The 15,779-nt window shown below is 71.6% G+C and carries 13 protein-coding genes; 9 read left to right on the forward strand and 4 right to left on the reverse strand.

The annotated features are described in order from the left end of the window. Nucleotides 1–23 precede the first annotated feature (23 nt). From IVW53_11115 to IVW53_11135, 5 genes are read left to right on the forward strand one after another with little or no spacing between them, the layout of a single operon-like run. Nucleotides 24–941 (forward strand): 1,4-dihydroxy-2-naphthoate polyprenyltransferase, encoded by a 918-nt coding sequence (locus tag IVW53_11115; protein MBF6606120.1) that lies wholly within the window; start codon nt 24–26, stop codon nt 939–941. Continuing rightward, nucleotides 938–2,041 (forward strand): mandelate racemase/muconate lactonizing enzyme family protein, encoded by a 1,104-nt coding sequence (locus IVW53_11120; protein MBF6606121.1) that lies wholly within the window; start codon nt 938–940, stop codon nt 2,039–2,041. The genes IVW53_11115 and IVW53_11120 overlap by 4 nt, the downstream gene beginning before the upstream one ends. Next, entirely contained in the window at nt 2,038–3,534 is a 1,497-nt protein-coding gene (gene menE / locus IVW53_11125; GenBank protein MBF6606122.1) for an o-succinylbenzoate--CoA ligase, read from the forward strand. The genes IVW53_11120 and menE overlap by 4 nt, the downstream gene beginning before the upstream one ends. Next, nucleotides 3,531–4,397 carry an alpha/beta hydrolase gene (locus tag IVW53_11130; GenBank protein MBF6606123.1) on the forward strand — a complete coding sequence of 289 codons (867 nt, stop codon included), beginning with the start codon at nt 3,531–3,533 and terminating at the stop codon, nt 4,395–4,397. The genes menE and IVW53_11130 overlap by 4 nt, the downstream gene beginning before the upstream one ends. Then, nucleotides 4,394–4,573: a hypothetical protein gene (locus IVW53_11135; protein MBF6606124.1), complete on the forward strand. Its 180-nt coding sequence runs from the start codon at nt 4,394–4,396 to the stop codon at nt 4,571–4,573. The genes IVW53_11130 and IVW53_11135 overlap by 4 nt, the downstream gene beginning before the upstream one ends. Before the next feature lie 349 nt (nt 4,574–4,922). Here the strand turns inward: IVW53_11135 and IVW53_11140 are convergent, their stop codons facing one another. Next, nucleotides 4,923–5,090 (reverse strand): hypothetical protein, encoded by a 168-nt coding sequence (locus tag IVW53_11140; GenBank protein MBF6606125.1) that lies wholly within the window; start codon nt 5,088–5,090, stop codon nt 4,923–4,925. Nucleotides 5,091–5,278: 188 nt separating this feature from the next. After that, on the reverse strand, nt 5,279–6,472 hold the full coding sequence (locus tag IVW53_11145) for an ArsA family ATPase (GenBank protein MBF6606126.1): 1,194 nt from the start codon (nt 6,470–6,472) through the stop codon (nt 5,279–5,281). Between the two features lie 259 nt (nt 6,473–6,731). On the opposite strand from IVW53_11145, the gene IVW53_11150 reads away from it, so the two are divergent. Beyond that, entirely contained in the window at nt 6,732–7,829 is a 1,098-nt protein-coding gene (locus tag IVW53_11150; protein MBF6606127.1) for a YihY/virulence factor BrkB family protein, read from the forward strand. Nucleotides 7,830–7,862: 33 nt separating this feature from the next. Here IVW53_11150 and IVW53_11155 read toward each other — a convergent pair whose 3' ends face one another. Together IVW53_11155 and IVW53_11160 are read right to left on the reverse strand one after the other, a co-directional pair. Then, nucleotides 7,863–8,087: a hypothetical protein gene (locus IVW53_11155; protein ID MBF6606128.1), complete on the reverse strand. Its 225-nt coding sequence runs from the start codon at nt 8,085–8,087 to the stop codon at nt 7,863–7,865. Nucleotides 8,088–8,384: 297 nt separating this feature from the next. After that, the gene (locus IVW53_11160) at nt 8,385–9,056 is read right to left on the reverse strand and encodes a hypothetical protein (GenBank protein ID MBF6606129.1); all 672 of its coding nucleotides are present in this window, start codon (nt 9,054–9,056) and stop codon (nt 8,385–8,387) included. A gap of 154 nt (nt 9,057–9,210) precedes the next feature. Here IVW53_11160 and IVW53_11165 point away from each other — a divergent pair, with 154 nt between their 5' ends. The 3 genes from IVW53_11165 (at nt 9,211) to IVW53_11175 (ending at nt 15,706) form a co-directional block, all read left to right on the forward strand. Continuing rightward, the gene (locus IVW53_11165; protein MBF6606130.1) at nt 9,211–10,269 is read left to right on the forward strand and encodes a CHRD domain-containing protein; all 1,059 of its coding nucleotides are present in this window, start codon (nt 9,211–9,213) and stop codon (nt 10,267–10,269) included. Between the two features lie 577 nt (nt 10,270–10,846). Continuing rightward, nucleotides 10,847–12,097: an NAD(P)-binding domain-containing protein gene (locus IVW53_11170; GenBank protein ID MBF6606131.1), complete on the forward strand. Its 1,251-nt coding sequence runs from the start codon at nt 10,847–10,849 to the stop codon at nt 12,095–12,097. 69 nt (nt 12,098–12,166) lie between these two features. Beyond that, nucleotides 12,167–15,706, forward strand: a complete 3,540-nt coding sequence (locus IVW53_11175) for an AAA family ATPase (GenBank protein ID MBF6606132.1) — start codon at nt 12,167–12,169, stop codon at nt 15,704–15,706. Nucleotides 15,707–15,779 lie beyond the last annotated feature (73 nt).

Consider the following 15,779-nt stretch of genomic DNA (forward strand, 5'->3'; position numbering starts at 1 on the left):
GCCGCGCCTCTCGTCCCCGCCCGATGATGAGCACTCCGGCGTCCGCGATCGGGTCGCGCCGCCGGGCCTGGCTCCTCGCGATCCGCCTACCGACCCTCCCCGCCGCGGTGGGACCCGTCCTCGTGGGCCTGGCGGTCGCCCTTGGCGAGGGGGCGTTCCGGCCGTTCACGGCCGGAGCCGCGCTCGGTGTCGCGCTCCTGCTCCAGGTCAGCGCGAACCTTGCCAACGACCTGTTCGACTTCCGTTCCGGCGCCGACACACCGGACCGCCTGGGGCCGCCGCGGGCCGCGGCGCTTGGCCTGCTGACCGAGCGTGAGCTCGGCGCGGGCATCGCGGTCGTCCTCGGTCTGGTCGGGTTGGTCGGGGTCTACCTCGTGAGCGTCGGCGGCCCGCCGATCCTGGTCCTCGGACTGCTCGCCATGGTCAGCGCCCTTGCCTACACCGGCGGCCCGTGGCCCTATGGCTACCACGGGCTCGGCGAGGTCTTTGTCTTCACGTTCTTCGGGCCCGTCGCGGTCGGCGGCACGACCTATCTCCAGACCGATCGGCTCGAGCCGCTCGCCGTTGCCGCGGCAATACCGATCGGGGCACTCGTGACGGCGATCCTCGTCATCAACAACCTGCGCGACATCGGGACCGACCGGCGTGCCGCCAAGCGCACGCTCGCCGTTCTCTTGGGTGAACGGGCGACCGTGCTCGAGTACCTGCTGCTGCTGGCGGTCGCGTACAGCGCGCCCTTCGCGCTCGTCGTCGTGGGCTGGGCGGGGCTCCCCGCGCTCCTCCCGCTCGCGAGCGCACCGCTGGCGATGCCGCTCGTCCGGGCGGTCCGCGGCGGGGAGGATCCGCGGCGGCTCAATCCAGCTCTCCGCGCGACGGCCCGGCTGTCGCTCGTCTTCGCCGTCCTCTTCGCTGTTGGCCTCGCCCTTGGCAGTCGCCCGTGACGCGCGTCCGCGAGGTTCGCGTCGACGTCCTCGAGATGCCGCTTCGCGTCCCTGTCGCGACTACCGACCATCGGTGGGCGACACGCCGCCTGGCGATCGTCCGGCTGATCGCCGAGGATGGGCTGGAGGGGATCGGCGAGGTGGCGGGCGGTGAGCCGGACGGGCTGCCCGCTCCGATCCCCAACGGGCTCGTGGGGCGGTTCGCCGGCCTCGACCTGGCCGACCCGGCCGAACTCGACGAGCGGCTGCGCGAGATCGAGCGAGTGCCGTCCATCGGTCGGGCCCTCCGGTCGGCGCTCGAGACCGCCGCGGTCGACCTCCTCGCCAGGGCGGCCGGCGTGTCCGTCGCCGCGTCCCTCGCGGCCGGCCCGTACTCCCGGGTCCCGCTGAACGGGCTGGTGGGGATCGACACACCGGAGGCCGCGGCACGAGCGGCCGTGACGCTCACTGAGGCCGGATTCACGTGCCTGAAGCTGAAGGGCGGCCGCGAGCAGCCGATGCTCCTCGCCGAGCGGGTCCGGGCCGTCCGTGCGGCCGTCGGTCCGGCGGTCCGGCTTCGGCTCGATGTCAACGGCACCTGGTCCGGGCTGACCGAGGCGATCACGGCGATCGAGGCGGTGGCCGGGTTCGATCTCGAGTACATCGAGCAGCCGCTTCCGCCCGAGCTGGGGCCCGGCACGCTCGCCACGCTCCGCTGCGCCGTCTCGGTCCCGCTCGCGGCCGATGAGTCGGTCACCGATCCGGAGGCTGCCCGTGCGCTCCTCGAGGCGGGTGCGGCCGACGTCCTCGTCGTCAAGCCGGCCCGTGTGGGGGGGATCCGGCAGGCTCGACGGATCGCCGACCTGGCTGCTGCCGCCGGGGTCCCGATCGTCGTCTCAACGCTCTTCGAGACCGGGATCGGGGTCGCCGCGGCACTCCACCTCGCGGCGACGCTCGGCGATGGCGGCAGGGAGCACGGCCTGGCGACGGTCGGCCTCCTCGCGTCAGACCTGCTCGCAGAGCCCCTATCGATCGTCGATGGCTCGATGACCCTCCCGTCCGGTCCCGGGCTGGGCGTTCGGCTCGATCCGGTCGCGGTCGAGACGTACCAGGCCCGATGAGCGGCCTCATTCGCGACTGGCTCGTCGAGTGGGCGGCGGCGCGTCCCGATGCCGAGGCGGTCGTCGACAGGGGGACGCGCTGGACGTACGCGCAGCTCGAGGCGGTGACCCGGCGGATCGCCGCGGCGCTCCACGCGGAGGCTCTCGGCGAGGGGTCGCGCGTCGCGACGCTCCTCGGCGACGGCGCGGTCACCGTCGCCGTCGTCCACGCCGTCCGGCGGCTTGGCGCCGTGCTCGTTCCGCTCAACCGCCGCGCCGCGCCTGCTGAGCTCGCCTTCCAGCTGGCCGCCGCCGAGGGAGCGGTCCTCGTTCACGATCCGGAGCGGGCCGGCCTGGCCCGGGCAGCCCTCGCCGACCGCCCGACCGTCCGGCTGCTCGGAATCGCGCAGCTGCTCGCCGGTACTGCCGACCAGTCGGCGGCCCTCGCGGCCTTCCGCGACGAGGTCGACCTGGAGGCGCCCGCGACGATCCTCTTCACCTCCGGGACGACCGGTCGCCCGAAGGGCGCCGTCCTGACGCACGGCTGCCACGTCGCGAGCGCGGATGCGTGGGCCGTCTTCCTCGAACCGCGGCGGAGCGATCGCTGGCTCGCCTGCCTGCCCCTCTTCCACGTCGCTGGCCTGGCGATGGTCGTGCGAGCGAGCCGGTGGGGCCTCCCGCTCGAGGTCCACGAACGGTTCGACCCGTCCGCGGTCGACCGCGCCGTCGAGGACGGAGTCAGCCACCTGTCGCTCGTCGGACCGACACTCGAGCGGCTCCTGGAGGTCCGCCCCGACCGACCGGTCCCGCCCACGCTGCGGGCGATGCTCCTGGGCGGCGGACCGATCCAGGCGGCGCTCGTGACACGCGCCTGCGATCGTGGTCTGCCGGTTGTCTCGACCTACGGCCTGACCGAGACGGCGTCGGGGGTCGCGGCGCTGGCGGCCGAGACGGCCGCGCAGCGCCCCGCGGCGGCGGGCCGGCCGCTGCCCGGCGTCGAGCTCCGGATCGCGGTCGACGGGCGGGCGGCCCGGCCGGACGAGGTCGGGGAGATCGTCGTCCGCGGGCCGATGGTCTTCGCCGGCTATGCTGGCCTGCCCGGCGAGACGGCCCGCGTCCTGCGCGACGGTTGGCTGCGCACCGGCGACCTCGGCGCGCGCGATGGCGACGGATACCTCACCGTCGTCGATCGCCGCGACGACCTGTTCGTGTCCGGCGGCGAGAACGTCTATCCGGCTGAGGTCGAGGCCGTCCTCCTGACCCACCCGGCCGTCGTCGAGGCGGCCGTCGTGGGGCGCCCGGATCCGCGCTGGGGCGCCGTCCCGGTCGCGGCGATCGTCCTGGGGCCGGGCGCCGTGGCGAGCGATCGTGTGCTGGCGGCTCACTGTCGGGCCCGGCTGGCGGGCTTCAAGGTCCCGGTGGCCTTCCACCGTCTGAGCGCCCTCCCGCCGACAGTGGGCGGCAAGCTCCTTCGGCGCGAGGTCCGCGCGCTGCTCACGGAGCGGTCGACGTGAGCGGGGCACCCGTCCGGTTCCTCGAGCGCGACGGGTGGGCCCTGGCCTACCGCCGGACGGGCGGCGGTCCCTCGCTCGTCCTCCTCCATGCGACGCTCTCCTCCTCTGCGCAGCTCCAGTCGCTGGCGGACCGCCTCGCCGCGTCGTTCACGGTCATCGCGGTCGATCGGCGGGGGAGCGGGGAGAGCCGCCCGCCCGGGGCGCCCCCGCCTGGACCGATCGACGTGGCCGTGCACGTCGACGACCTGGCCGCGATCCTTGCCGCCGAGCGGGTCGAGCCCATCCTCGCCGTGGGCCACAGCTACGGCGGCTGTCTCGCCCTCGAGTTCGCCGCCCGCCGGCCGGGGCTCATCACGGGCAGCTGGGTGTACGAACCCCCGTACGCGCCGATCGGCGGGCCGGCGGTCCGAGCCACCCTCGCCGACGTCGCCCGGCGGACGGCCGCGGCGGGTCGACGGGGCGGGCAGGGCGCAGCCGCCGAGGCCTTCCTGTCGGCCGTGGGCGGCGCCGGAGCCATACAGGGCCTCTCGCCGGCCGCCCGGCAGCGGATCCGGCTGGCAGGCTCGGCCGCCCTCGCCGATGCTGCCCTCCTTGGTCTCGAGCCCGACGGGCTCGAACGGATCCGGTGCCCGGTCGTCGTCGCGACGGGGACGGCGAGCCAGCCCGTCTACGCCGCTATCGCCGAGGCGCTCGTCGAGCGGGTGCCGGAAGCGGCCCGCGAGTGGATCGATGGCGCCGCCCACGGCGCGCCGCTCACCCACTCGGGGATCGTCGCCGCGGCGATCGAGGCGTTCGCTGCCCGAAGCGGCTGGACCGGGTTCGAACCGGCTCGTCTCGATCCGGATTCGGGGTCCAGCCGATGACCGGGAGCAACGACGCGCCGCCCGAGCGGATCCGGGAGATGTTCGACCGGATCGCCGACGTCCATCGGGCCAGGGACGCGCTGGCCTCCGGATTTCAAGGAGCCTCGCTGGCGGCGGCAGGCTCGATGCTCGGGAAGTTCGTCCGGCCGGCCGCCGGCCGTGTGCCCGTTCCATGAACGGGCGGTACCGATCCGACTGTCGGTCGACGCCCCCCGCCGCCCTCGCGATCTCACTCGCCCCCGGCCGTCGTGTCCAATCCACGGCCGTTAGCTCTGACACTCGCGGGCGCCCGACCCCGGTCAAGTCCCAGGACGCACGGTGTAACGGGCTTCAACCTCGCGTCGCGGATGATCAACTCGCGATGAAGAGCGCCGCGTGGACCGCTGCATGGTCGACGACGGCATCCATGGCGGCCACAGGCTCGGGCCCGAAGTAGCGGCGGCCGTCCTGCCACTCGTCGTCCAGCTCGGCCAGCTGGCCGGTCGCCTTCGGGCTCCGATCAGGGGCCCGCCTTCCCCGGGTCGCCTACTCGACCTTGATCGTCCTGCGATTCCTGGCGGGCGCGTGTGGTCGCTTCTGGTCCGTCTCCATCCGTCCGATCCAGAAGTCGACGATCGAACGGATCCCGAGGAGGTGCTCGCGGCCGGCATTCCGGAAGTGTCCGCTCGCCTCGGGCGGCGCGACGCGGCTCATCAGATCCCGGCCTCTCTCGCGCAGTCCGAACGTACGCTCGAGCCGGGCGAGGCGAGCCTCAAGTTCGGCCAGCCGTTCCTCGGCCGGGCCGGACTCGCCCATCGGCATACCGGCTGAAGGAACCGCCGTCCTCCGTCGGCGCGTCGTGGACCCCTGCGAGCCTCGGGCGGCTCGTCGCTCGTCAGTCATCATCGACCTCCTTCTGCACCGTTCTTTGTCCGGGTCGAGAATTCGATACGCAGGATCCCGTCCTCCATCTTCGCTCCGGTCGTCGGCGCGTCGACGAGCGCCCGAGGCAGGACGAGCGTTCGACGCCAGTTTCCGACCTGGAGCACCAGGTCGTCGCCGTCGCGCGAGAGGCCGACCTCCTCGCGGCTCGTGAAGGGCAGGGCGATCTCGAGGATGTGCCTCCCGCCCTCGGTTCGGATCCGGTACGGGCGTCCCCGATAGAAGAAGCTGCCGGGATCCTCGTCGCCGAAGAGGGCGCGGCCGATCTCCCGTAATCCGGCGGCGCCGACGACCTCCTGGTCGAAGAAGGGCACGGTCCGGACCGGAACGGGGGCGAAATCTTCGCGGACCCGGGGCAGGTCCCGCTGCTGTGCGTCACGGAGGCCCGCGAAGTAGCCATCGACCGCCGCCGGGAGGACGCGGTTGCACACGACAAGGTCACTCGGGTAGCCGAAGAGGTGGAAGTAGGTGAACGAGCGGCGGGCTTCGGCGATCGCGAGTTGCTCGAGCGCGAGGACCAGGCGGACCGACGATCGCTCGGGGTCGGCGAGCAGCCGATGGACGAGATCGAGACGGGTGAGCAGGCGCTCGGCGGCGGCGAAGACTTCATCGTGCGGAACCGGCACGCCGATCATCCGTTCGATGACGGGCCGGCCGAGCCGGCTCACCCGGCGGCCGATCGGAGCGATGCGGTCGACCCACCAGCGGCTGGCCTCGGGCAGGGAGAGCAGGCGGAGGGTCTCGCCGGTCGGGGCCGCGTCGACGACGATCAGGTCGTAGCGACCCGATTCCACGTGATCCGCGATCCAGAGCAGGTTGCCGAGTTCGTCCATCCCCGGCAGGACCGTCATCTCCTCGGCCATCACGGCATCGAGACCGCGCCAGCTGAACAGCTCGGCCATATAGGTCTGGATCGTCCGCCAGTACCGCCCGATGTTGAAATAGACGTCGGGTTCCTGTGCCCACAGGTTCGGGGCGATCTCGGACGGTTCCGGTCCGAGCCGGGTGTCGAACGCGTCGCCCAGGCTGTGGGCGATGTCCGTGGAGAGGACGATCGTGCGAGTGCCACGGTCCGCGCTCAGGAGCGCCGTCGCGGCCGCGACGCTCGTCTTGCCGACGCCGCCCTTGCCGGTGTACAGGAGGATCCGGGTCATCGGCGACACCCAATGCGAGCGGGGAACAGGTCGCCATGCTACGCCCGATCGCGATGGAACCTCCCTGTGCGAGCCGTCCGGCATCCGCTACGCTAGGCGTCTGGAGATGCTCGCCCGAAGTCCTCCTGTCCGACCTACAGGCCGACACGATCGCGGTCGCTGATCCCAGGCCGCCTGCTCCAGCGCCCAAAGGGCCGTTTGGGACGCGGCCGGCGGCGGTCTCCTCGCAGCGGGGCTCGCCTTCAACTCGCTCTTCGCGATCCTGCCCTCGATCCTCCTGGTCATCGGCGTGGTCGGTGTCTTCCTCGGTGACCCGGGCAGGCTGGCCGCACTGTCAGCCAACCTGTCGGCGACCTTTCCGCCCCTCACGAGCTTCTTCAAGGAGGCGCTGGCGGGCTTCGCGGACGGCGCGGTCACCTATTCCGTCGTTGGCGTGGTCGTCCTCGTCTGGGGCGCCAGTCGGTTCTACCAGTCACTCGACGATGCGATGGCCCGGATCTTCGAGAGCACACGCCGGCGTGATCCACTCCAACGCGGCGTGTTCGGCATCCTCTCCGTGCTCCTGCTCGGGGCAGGCGTCGGCGGTGTCATCGCCGCTTCGCACCTCGTCGCCAACCTCGCCGCCGATGGGATACCCGGCGTCGCCCTCGGCGCCTCGATCCTCAGCTCCACCATCGGCTCAGGGCTCGTCATCGTCACCGTGTTCAGTGGGGGATCGCGATCTTGTACCGCCTCGTTCCGACCACCGGCCGGAATGGCAGATGATCGGCCGGCCGGCGATCGTCGTCGGTACGTTCACCGCGATGTTCACGGTGCTCTTTGCGGCGCTCACCCCCCAGCTCGGGGGCTCCCTGCAGGTCTACGGTGCGTTCGTGGCCGTATTCGGCGCGATGATCTGGCTGTCATTCGTCAGTCAGGCGCTCCTGATCGGCGCCGCCTGGGTTCACCGCAGGGTGGTCCTGGACGACGCGCTCAAGGCGCGGAGAGTGGGAGCGGCGGGCGGGTTCATGTAACGACGGTTCATGTAACGACGGAGGACCCGCTCTGTCGCCCAGGTCGCAGCCCAGCCGAGCGGAAGATATCGACCCGGCAGGAACAACAGGCCCGCACCCGCGAGTTCTCTGGCCGCCGGATGGCGAACGGCGCTGCGGACCGCGGCTCGCACATCCCGTGGATGTCGCACGTCCCGCAGCAGGGCGGATCGGTCGTTTGCGACGCGCCGAGCCATGTCGCGGAGGGTCGCCGATCGAGCGGCCGCGAAGATCACGCCGCGAGTCTCGGGCAAGGTGGCGAGGCGGATGACCCGGCCGAACTTGGTCATGGATGGCATCCGATCATCCCACGGGGGCGGACCTGAATCTCGATTCTGGCGCGTTCGTGGCGTTGCGCGTCAGCGGTCGCTCGGGGTCGGCCGATCGGGCGTTGTGGTTGGATCGCCCCAACCGCTCTGAGGCCGACGAGCCTTGCGGACGTCATCGCCGAGATTCCCAAGGTCCTTGCGGGCTTCGTCGCCGGCGTTGCCGACGCGATCCTTGAGGTCTGCGCCGTCCACGCCGCGAGCGGCCTTCCTGATCCCGGTCTTGACCTCGCGGTAGGTTCGCTTCGCTTCGTCCATCGATCTGTCTCCTTGCGATTGCTCGCGGGCGACCATCACAGTTTGATGACGCCCACCAGGATGAGGATCACCACGACGATGACGATCACGCCGACGATCCCGACGCCACCGTTCCTGTAACCCATCTCGCCTCCCTCGTTTACTGCAGGCGCCTCATGACCGCGATCCCAGCGCGATCGGCAGCCCCTGTCCGGCACGATGGGGCGGGTGGTCCGCGGAAACAAGGATGGAAACACGGTGACGACCTCCTCGACGGATCGCTCCGCGCGACCGGTGCGACCGTCCCGATGTCGACGGTCAGCCGTTCCTCCGGACCCGCGCCAGGATCGCGCCGAGGATCGCCACGGCGATGAGGATCCCCGCCACGACCAACGGGGCCGGGTCCGAGACGGGCGTGACGCTGTTTCCGGCGGGCGAGGGCGACGCGGCTGGCTGCCCCGGGGGGCTGGCGATCGTCGCGGAAGAGACCGCGGCGAGCGGTGGCGTTCCACTCGAGGTCGGGTTCGCGGCCACTATCACCGTGTGGCTCGGCGCGGGTGTGGATGGCGGCGTCCGCGCAGGAGTCGCCAGCGGCGTCGCGCGCGGAGTCGGACCTGGGGTCGTCGCCACCACGACCGTGATCGTGCCCTTCATCTGCGAATCGGCGTGGATCTCGCAGAAGTAGTGGTACGTTCCTGCCACGGTGAACGTGAACGAATACGATCCACCGGCGGCCGTGAATCCGGAGTCCAGGGGTCCACCGGAAGGGTGGCCGACGTTGCTCCCATCGATGGTTCCCGACGTCACGGTGTGACCGTCGCCCGACATCGTCCAGACGACCGTGTCGCCCACGTGGATCGTCCTGGAGGGCGGCTTGAACTCGAAATTCACGGCCGCCACGGAGATGGAGGCTGCTGCGGCGCTGCCCGTCTCGAAAAGCGCGACGATGCCCAGCGCGACGATGCCCGACGAACGGGCACGATGCGACATGTCTCCTCCGGACCCTGCTCTCGCAGTGGATACGTCCATCCGCACAACGGTGGATCTCTGAAACCGGGCGCGGGTCGGCGTACGTATCACCGGGAGACATGATCCGGGTCCGGCATGCGGTGACAGGCTCGGGTCGCCACGGAGGAGGAATCTCATGCGCGTGCCCCTGACCCTGATCGCGGGGATTCTCGCTCTCGCCGCGGCTCCGGCGATCGTCCTTGCTGCCAACCCATTGACTCCGGCGTTCGGCGGTCCGCTCACCGGTGCCCAGGAGGTGCCCGCCGTCGCGACGGCGGGCACCGGGGATGGGACCGCGGTCATCAGCTCTGACGGATCGACGATCACGTACTACGTCACGTACAGCGGCCTCTCCGGGCCGGCAGTCGCGGCCCACATCCACACCGGCGCGGCCGGCGTCGCCGGCGGCGTGATCCTGCCGCTCGCCGTGAGCGCGAGCCCCATGGTCGGGACACTGACCGCAGCGAACTTCATGCCGTCCGGCGCGATCACGACATTCGCCCAGGCGGTCGCCGCGATCCAGGCCGGGAACACGTACTTCAACATCCACACCGCCGCCCATCCGGGTGGCGAGATCCGCGGCCAGATCGTCGCCAAGGGCAATGCGAGCTTTGCCGCGCTCGCCGGTTTCCAGGAGGTGCCCGCCGTCGCCACGTCGGCGACCGGCAGCGGCTGGGCCCTCATCAGCTCCGACGGATCGACGATCACGTACTACGTCACGTACAGCGGCCTCTCCGGGCCGGCAGTCGCGGCCCACATCCACACCGGCGCGGCCGGCGTCGCCGGCGGCGTGATCCTGCCGCTCGCCGTGAGCGCGAGCCCCATGGTCGGGACACTGACCGCAGCGAACTTCATGCCGTCCGGCGCGATCACGACATTCGCCCAGGCGGTCGCCGCGATCCAGGCCGGGAACACGTACTTCAACATCCACACCGCCGCCCATCCGGGGGGCGAGATCCGCGGCCAGATCGGTGTCACCGTCGCGGCTCCGGCTCCGACCTCGACTCCGACCTCGACTCCGACCGCGACCTCGACCGCGTCACCCACTGCCGGCGCGACCGCGCCACCCACCTCGACCCGACCTGTCGGGCCCGCATCGGGCGGTTCGGCCCTGCCGCTGGTCATCGGGATCCTGGTCTTCCTCGCGTTCGTGCCAGTCGCCAGCCGCCGTTTCGCTCAGCGCGGCCGTCGGTAGGGCGCTCGGCTCCGGTTCCATCGGCCCGCCGTGGTACGTCGCGGCTCGCCGTTCGTGACAGCTGACCCCCAGGCGGGCGCTCGTCACCGACTCCCCACGCGGCGCTGGCAGACCTGAGCGTGGATCGAGCCGGGCCGGCGCGTGGATCCTGCCAGATGCCCGGGTGAAGACCAGCGGTCACCAACATGCAGACCAACGCCCGCCTGATGGCCATCTGCCGGAACCTGGGACGGCGGGCTCGATCCGATGGGATTCTCGGCGACGACGTGTCCGGGGGTCACGGCCAGGGGCGATCCGGCGCGCGTTGCATCGGGCGGGCCATCGACCGGTCCGCCCGACCGTCCCCGTCCTCAGCTTGCGGTGGGGGCAAGGCGCCGGATCTGGACGGGGTGAACCGTACTGACGCGGGGACAGGTTCATCCGAGGTACCCTCCTCGCGCCTGTCTCGTTCGGCGGCCCTGCCCAACCCCGTCGATCGAGGCGCACGATGGCGGACCGGACTGCCCGACGGTACGCACTGGGCAGAGCCGGATCGGGGCAGAGCCGGATCGGGGTGGGCGCCAGAGCGGAGGTCGGGATGGTCGAGGACGTCCTGCCGGCGACGATCGATGCGGCCGTGATCGGAGCCGGGCACGCCGGGCTGATCGTGAGCGCACTGTTGCGGCAGGCCGGTCGCGATCACGTCGTCCTGGATCGGCGGCCCCGAGTAGGCGGCGGCTGGCAGGACCGCTGGGACGACTTCTGCTTCGTGACGCCGAACGCGTGCATGGCGATGCCCGGGTACGGCTACGACGGGCCCGATCCGGACGGGTTCATGCCACGCGACGAGATCGTGGCGCGTCTCGCCCGCTACGCTGAGGTCATCGCCGCGCCCGTATTCAGCGGGACGGACGTACGCTCCCTGTCCGCGGGCGACGCAGGCGCTGGATTCCGCCTCGAGACGTCGCGGGGGACCGTGGCGGCGAGCGGCGTCATCGTCGCGGCCGGCGGCTATCACGTCCCGAAGGTGCCGCCCATCGCGGCCGACCTGGCGCCTCGAGTAAGCCAGCTCCACAGCCATGACTACCGCAGCGAGGCGTCGCTGCCGCCCGGCGGTGTCCTCGTCGTCGGGTCCGGTCAGTCCGGCGTCCAGATCGCCGAGGAACTCCATTCGGTCGGCCGGCCGGTCACCCTGGCCGTCGGGCACTGCGGTCGACTACCGCGGCGCTACCGGGGCCGGGACATCTTCGGTTGGCTGGCGGACGTCGTGTCCCGCGGGCCAGAACTCGGCATGGCCCTGCCGACGGTCGCCGAGCTGCCCGACCCGCGCCTTCGGTTCGCCGGTAATCCGCATCTGTCCGGGCATGGCGGAGGGCACGACACGAACCTGCGCCAGTTCGCCGCCGACGGGATCCGCCTCGTCGGCCGCGTCGAGGGCGGGGCGGGGGAGGTCCTCCGCTTCGCGCCCGATCTCGCCGCCAACCTCCAGTTCGCCGACACGTTCTTCGACCAGCGTTTCCGACCGCTCCTCGACGCGTTCATCGAGCGCGCGGACCTCGATGCGCCGGCCGACGACCGAACGGTGGTCAAGTTCGAGCCGCCCGAGGTGACCGAGCTCGACCTGGCCGCCGAGGGCATCTCGACGATCATCTGGACGAGCGGCTATCGGCCCGACTTCGGCTGGATCCACCTGCCGATCCTCGACGAACAGGGTATGCCCAGGCAGGACCGTGGTGTGAGCGAGGTGCCCGGCCTCGCCTTCGTCGGTCTGCCCTGGCAGCGCGACCAGGCTTCGGCCACCTTCCTGGGGGTCGTGCGCGACGCGGAGTATGTCGCCAGCCGCTGGTGAGGCTGAGCCGGTCCTGTGCGGGCTATCCGGCATCCGCTACGCTGGGCGCCCTGAAGACGGGAGGCCTCGGTGGTTTGCGCGAGCTGCGGGACGGAGAACAAGCCGGGGCGTAGGTTCTGTGCGCAGTGTGCCTCTCCGCTCGCCGCGCCGTGCTCACGCTGCGGGGCCGCCAATGACCCGGGCGATCGGTTCTGCGGGCAGTGCGCCTCGCCGCTCGAGGCCGAACCGACGACGCGATCGGCGCCGGTCCAGGCGGCCACGACGTCTCCCCCGGTCGCCGAGCGTCGACTCGTGTCTGTGCTTTTCGCCGATCTCGTCGGCTTCACGGCGATCGCTGATGGCCGTGATGCGGAGGAGACGCGTGAGCTGCTGGGACGCTACTTCGAGCTCGCGCGCGACGTCGTCGAGCGCTACGGCGGGGTGATCGAAAAGTTCATCGGCGACGCCGTCATGGCCGTCTGGGGAGCGCCAGTCGCCCGTGAGGACGACGCCGAGCGCGCCGTGCGCGCGGGCCTCGAGCTCGTCGCGGCCATTCCGACGATCGAGACGCAGCTGCGGGCGAGGGCCGGGGTCCTCACCGGCGAGGCGGCGGTGACGCTCGGTGCCGCGGGGCAGGGGATGGTGGCGGGTGACCTGGTGAACACGGCGTCGCGACTCCAGTCCGCCGCGCCGCCCGGCGCCGTGTTCGTCGGTGAGGCGACGCAGCGCGCAGCCTCCAACGCCATCGCCTTCGAGCAGGCAGGCGACCAGCTCCTCAAGGGCAAGACCGCCCCCGTCCCGGCGTGGCGCGCGCTGCACGTCGTGGCCCGCGTCGGCGGGGCCGGCCGGAGCGAGGGGTTCGAGGCCCCGTTCGTCGGCCGCGAGCGGGAGCTGCGCCTCCTCAAGGACGCCGTCGGGACGACGGGCGAGGACGGTCGCGCGCGGCTGATCTCGATCGTCGGCGTGGGCGGGATCGGCAAGAGCCGGCTCATCTGGGAGCTCGAGAAGTACCTCGACGGCGTCGTCGAATCTGTCTACTGGCACCAGGGCCGCTCGCCAGCGTACGGAGACGGGATCGCCTTCTGGGCGCTCGGCGAAATGGTGCGACGCCGGGCCCGGATCGCGGAGGCGGACGATGCGGCCACGACCGCGGCGAAGGTCGACGAGGCGGTCATCGAGTGGGTGACGAGCGAGGACGACCGCGGCTGGGTGCGGCAGCGGCTGCGGAGCCTGCTCGGCCTCGAGGAGCCTCCGGCAGCGGCACAGCGCGAGGAGATGTTCGCCGCCTGGCGCCGTTTCTTCGAGGGGATCGCAGAGCGGGGCACGACGATCCTCGTCTTCGAGGACCTGCAATGGGCGGATCCTGGCCTCCTCGACTTCGTCGAGTCGATGATCCAGTGGAGCAGAAACCATCGTCTGCTTGTCATCACGCTCGCCCGGCCGGAGCTGCTCGAGCGGCGGCCCACATGGGGCGCCGGCCAGCGGGCATTCACCTCCCTCCGCCTCGACCCGCTCCCGGACGCCGATGTGCGCATCCTGATCCGCGGGATGGCCTCAGGACTATCCGATGAGATCGTCGACCGGATCGTGGCCCGGGCCGAGGGGATCCCGCTCTACGCCGTCGAGACGTTCCGGATGCTCGTCGATCGCGGCGCTCTCGCCCCGACGGCGGAGGGGCGGATGGTCGCGGCGGGGACTGGCGTCGCACTCGACGTGCCTGAGTCGCTCCACGCGCTGATCGCCTCTCGCCTCGACGCCCTCGACCCGGCCGATCGCGCGCTCGTCCAGGATGCGTCTGTCCTGGGTCAGACCTTCACGCTCGATTCGCTGGCCGCGGTCGTCGACCAGCGCCCCGGAGAGCTCGAAGTCCAGCTTCGCGGCCTCGTCCGGCGCGAGATCCTTATCCTGGATCTCGACCCACGATCGCCCGAGCGCGGCCAGTACGGCTTCGTCCAGTCGCTCATCCGCGAGGTCGCCTATACGACGCTGGCGCGACGGGAACGACGGTCCAAGCACCTGGCGGTCGCGCGGTTCTTCGAGGCGCTCGGGGACGAGGAGCTGTCCGGTGTCCTCGCCACCCACTACGTCGAGGCGCACGCCGCCAGCACGCCGGGCCCGGAGGCCGACGCTCTGGCGGCTCAAGCCCGGATCGCGCTCCGCGGCGCGGCCGAGCGTGCGCTCGCGCTCCACTCGCCCGACCTCGCCCTCGGCTACCTTGAGCGAGCCCTCGCAGTGACCCAGGACACCGCCGAGTCCGCACGCCTCCACGACGAGGCTGCCCGGGCGGGTTATCAGGCGAACCGGATGTCGGCGTCTGAGGACCATGCGCGGGCGGCGATCGCCGCGTTTGAGGCGTCGGGCGACCCGGCTGGCGCCGCTCGCGCAGCGGCGATGCTCGGCGTCCTCCTGATGTTCGCCTCGAGGATCGAGGAAGCCTCCGGGGTCCTCGCGCAGGCGCTCGGGGCGCTTCCCGAGGGAGACGCGAGCCCCGAGGCCGTGATCATGCTCGCCCAGCTCGGACGGGCGGCCATGTTCGCCAGCCGCCCCGACGAAGCGGTCGCCTGGCTCGAACGCGGCCTCGCGGCGGCGCCGCGGATCGACGACGTCGCCGGGATCGCCGACATGTTGATCACGCGGGCCTGGGCGGTCCAGACGATGGGTCGCTGGCGCGAGTCGGTGGCGATCCTGCAGGGTGCGCTCGAGATGTCCGTTGAGCACGGTCTGCTCGAGAGCCAGCAGCGAGCGCGGAACAATCTCGCCACGTTCTTCATCACCTACGGTCCGCGGCGCGCGCTCGAGATCGGTCGCCCGGGGCTCGAGATGGCTGAACGACTCGGCCATTCGGGGTGGGCCGCGAAGTTCGGCTTCCTCGCGATCCCTGCGTTTCTCGCGGGCGAGTGGGAATGGGCGGAGGCCCGGATCGATGAGCATTTCCGTGACGATCTCGGCAACCTGACGTGGACGCCGCTCGCCGCGGCGAAGATCTCCCTCGCGATCTGGCGAGGCGACGATCGCGCGGCGGAGACCGTGCTTGCCGAACTAGGTCGTCGCGTCGAGCGTGGGACTGCGCAGGACCGATTCGCAGCCCGCGGCGCCGAGGCCGAATGGGCGCTCGCCCACGAGACGCCCGATCGAACGTGGGAGGCTGCCATGGCACTCGTCGCGGTCGGACAGGAGCTCGGTGACGCGATCGACGGATGGATCGCGGCCGGGCGCGCGGCCGCCCTTGCGACGAATGCCGAGCGCTTGCGCCAGACGATCGTCGGGCTCGAAGCCGGCCCGCCCGGGCTCGACTTCACGATCGCACATCGAACGCTCTACCGGGGCGCGCTTGAGGCGCTCGACGGCAACGTCCCAGCGGCGTCGACCGCCTTTCGAGAGGCGGCTGACGTTCTGCGACGGACAGGCAGCATCTGGTCGCTCGCGCTCGCCCGTCTCGTCGAGCTCGCGGTGCTGCGGCCACCGAACGAGGAGCGTGACGCAGCCCTCGGCGAGGCCCGCGAGATCGGCGAGCGACTCGGCGCGCACGCGTTCCTGGAGATGCTCGATCGGTTCCCGGGTGCGGCGGTGCCGACTGCCGGCACGGGCACCGGTACCGCCTCGACGCGTCCGGTACTCGAGGCTGGCTAGGCGTGCCCGCGGTCATGGTCGCACCGCTCGAGGAAGACGAATGGCCATCGCAGGCCACGGTGCCCACCTCGGG

The sequence above is a fragment of the Chloroflexota bacterium genome, assembly GCA_015478725.1.
In the GTDB taxonomy this organism is placed as follows: Bacteria; Chloroflexota; Limnocylindria; order Limnocylindrales; family CSP1-4; genus C-114.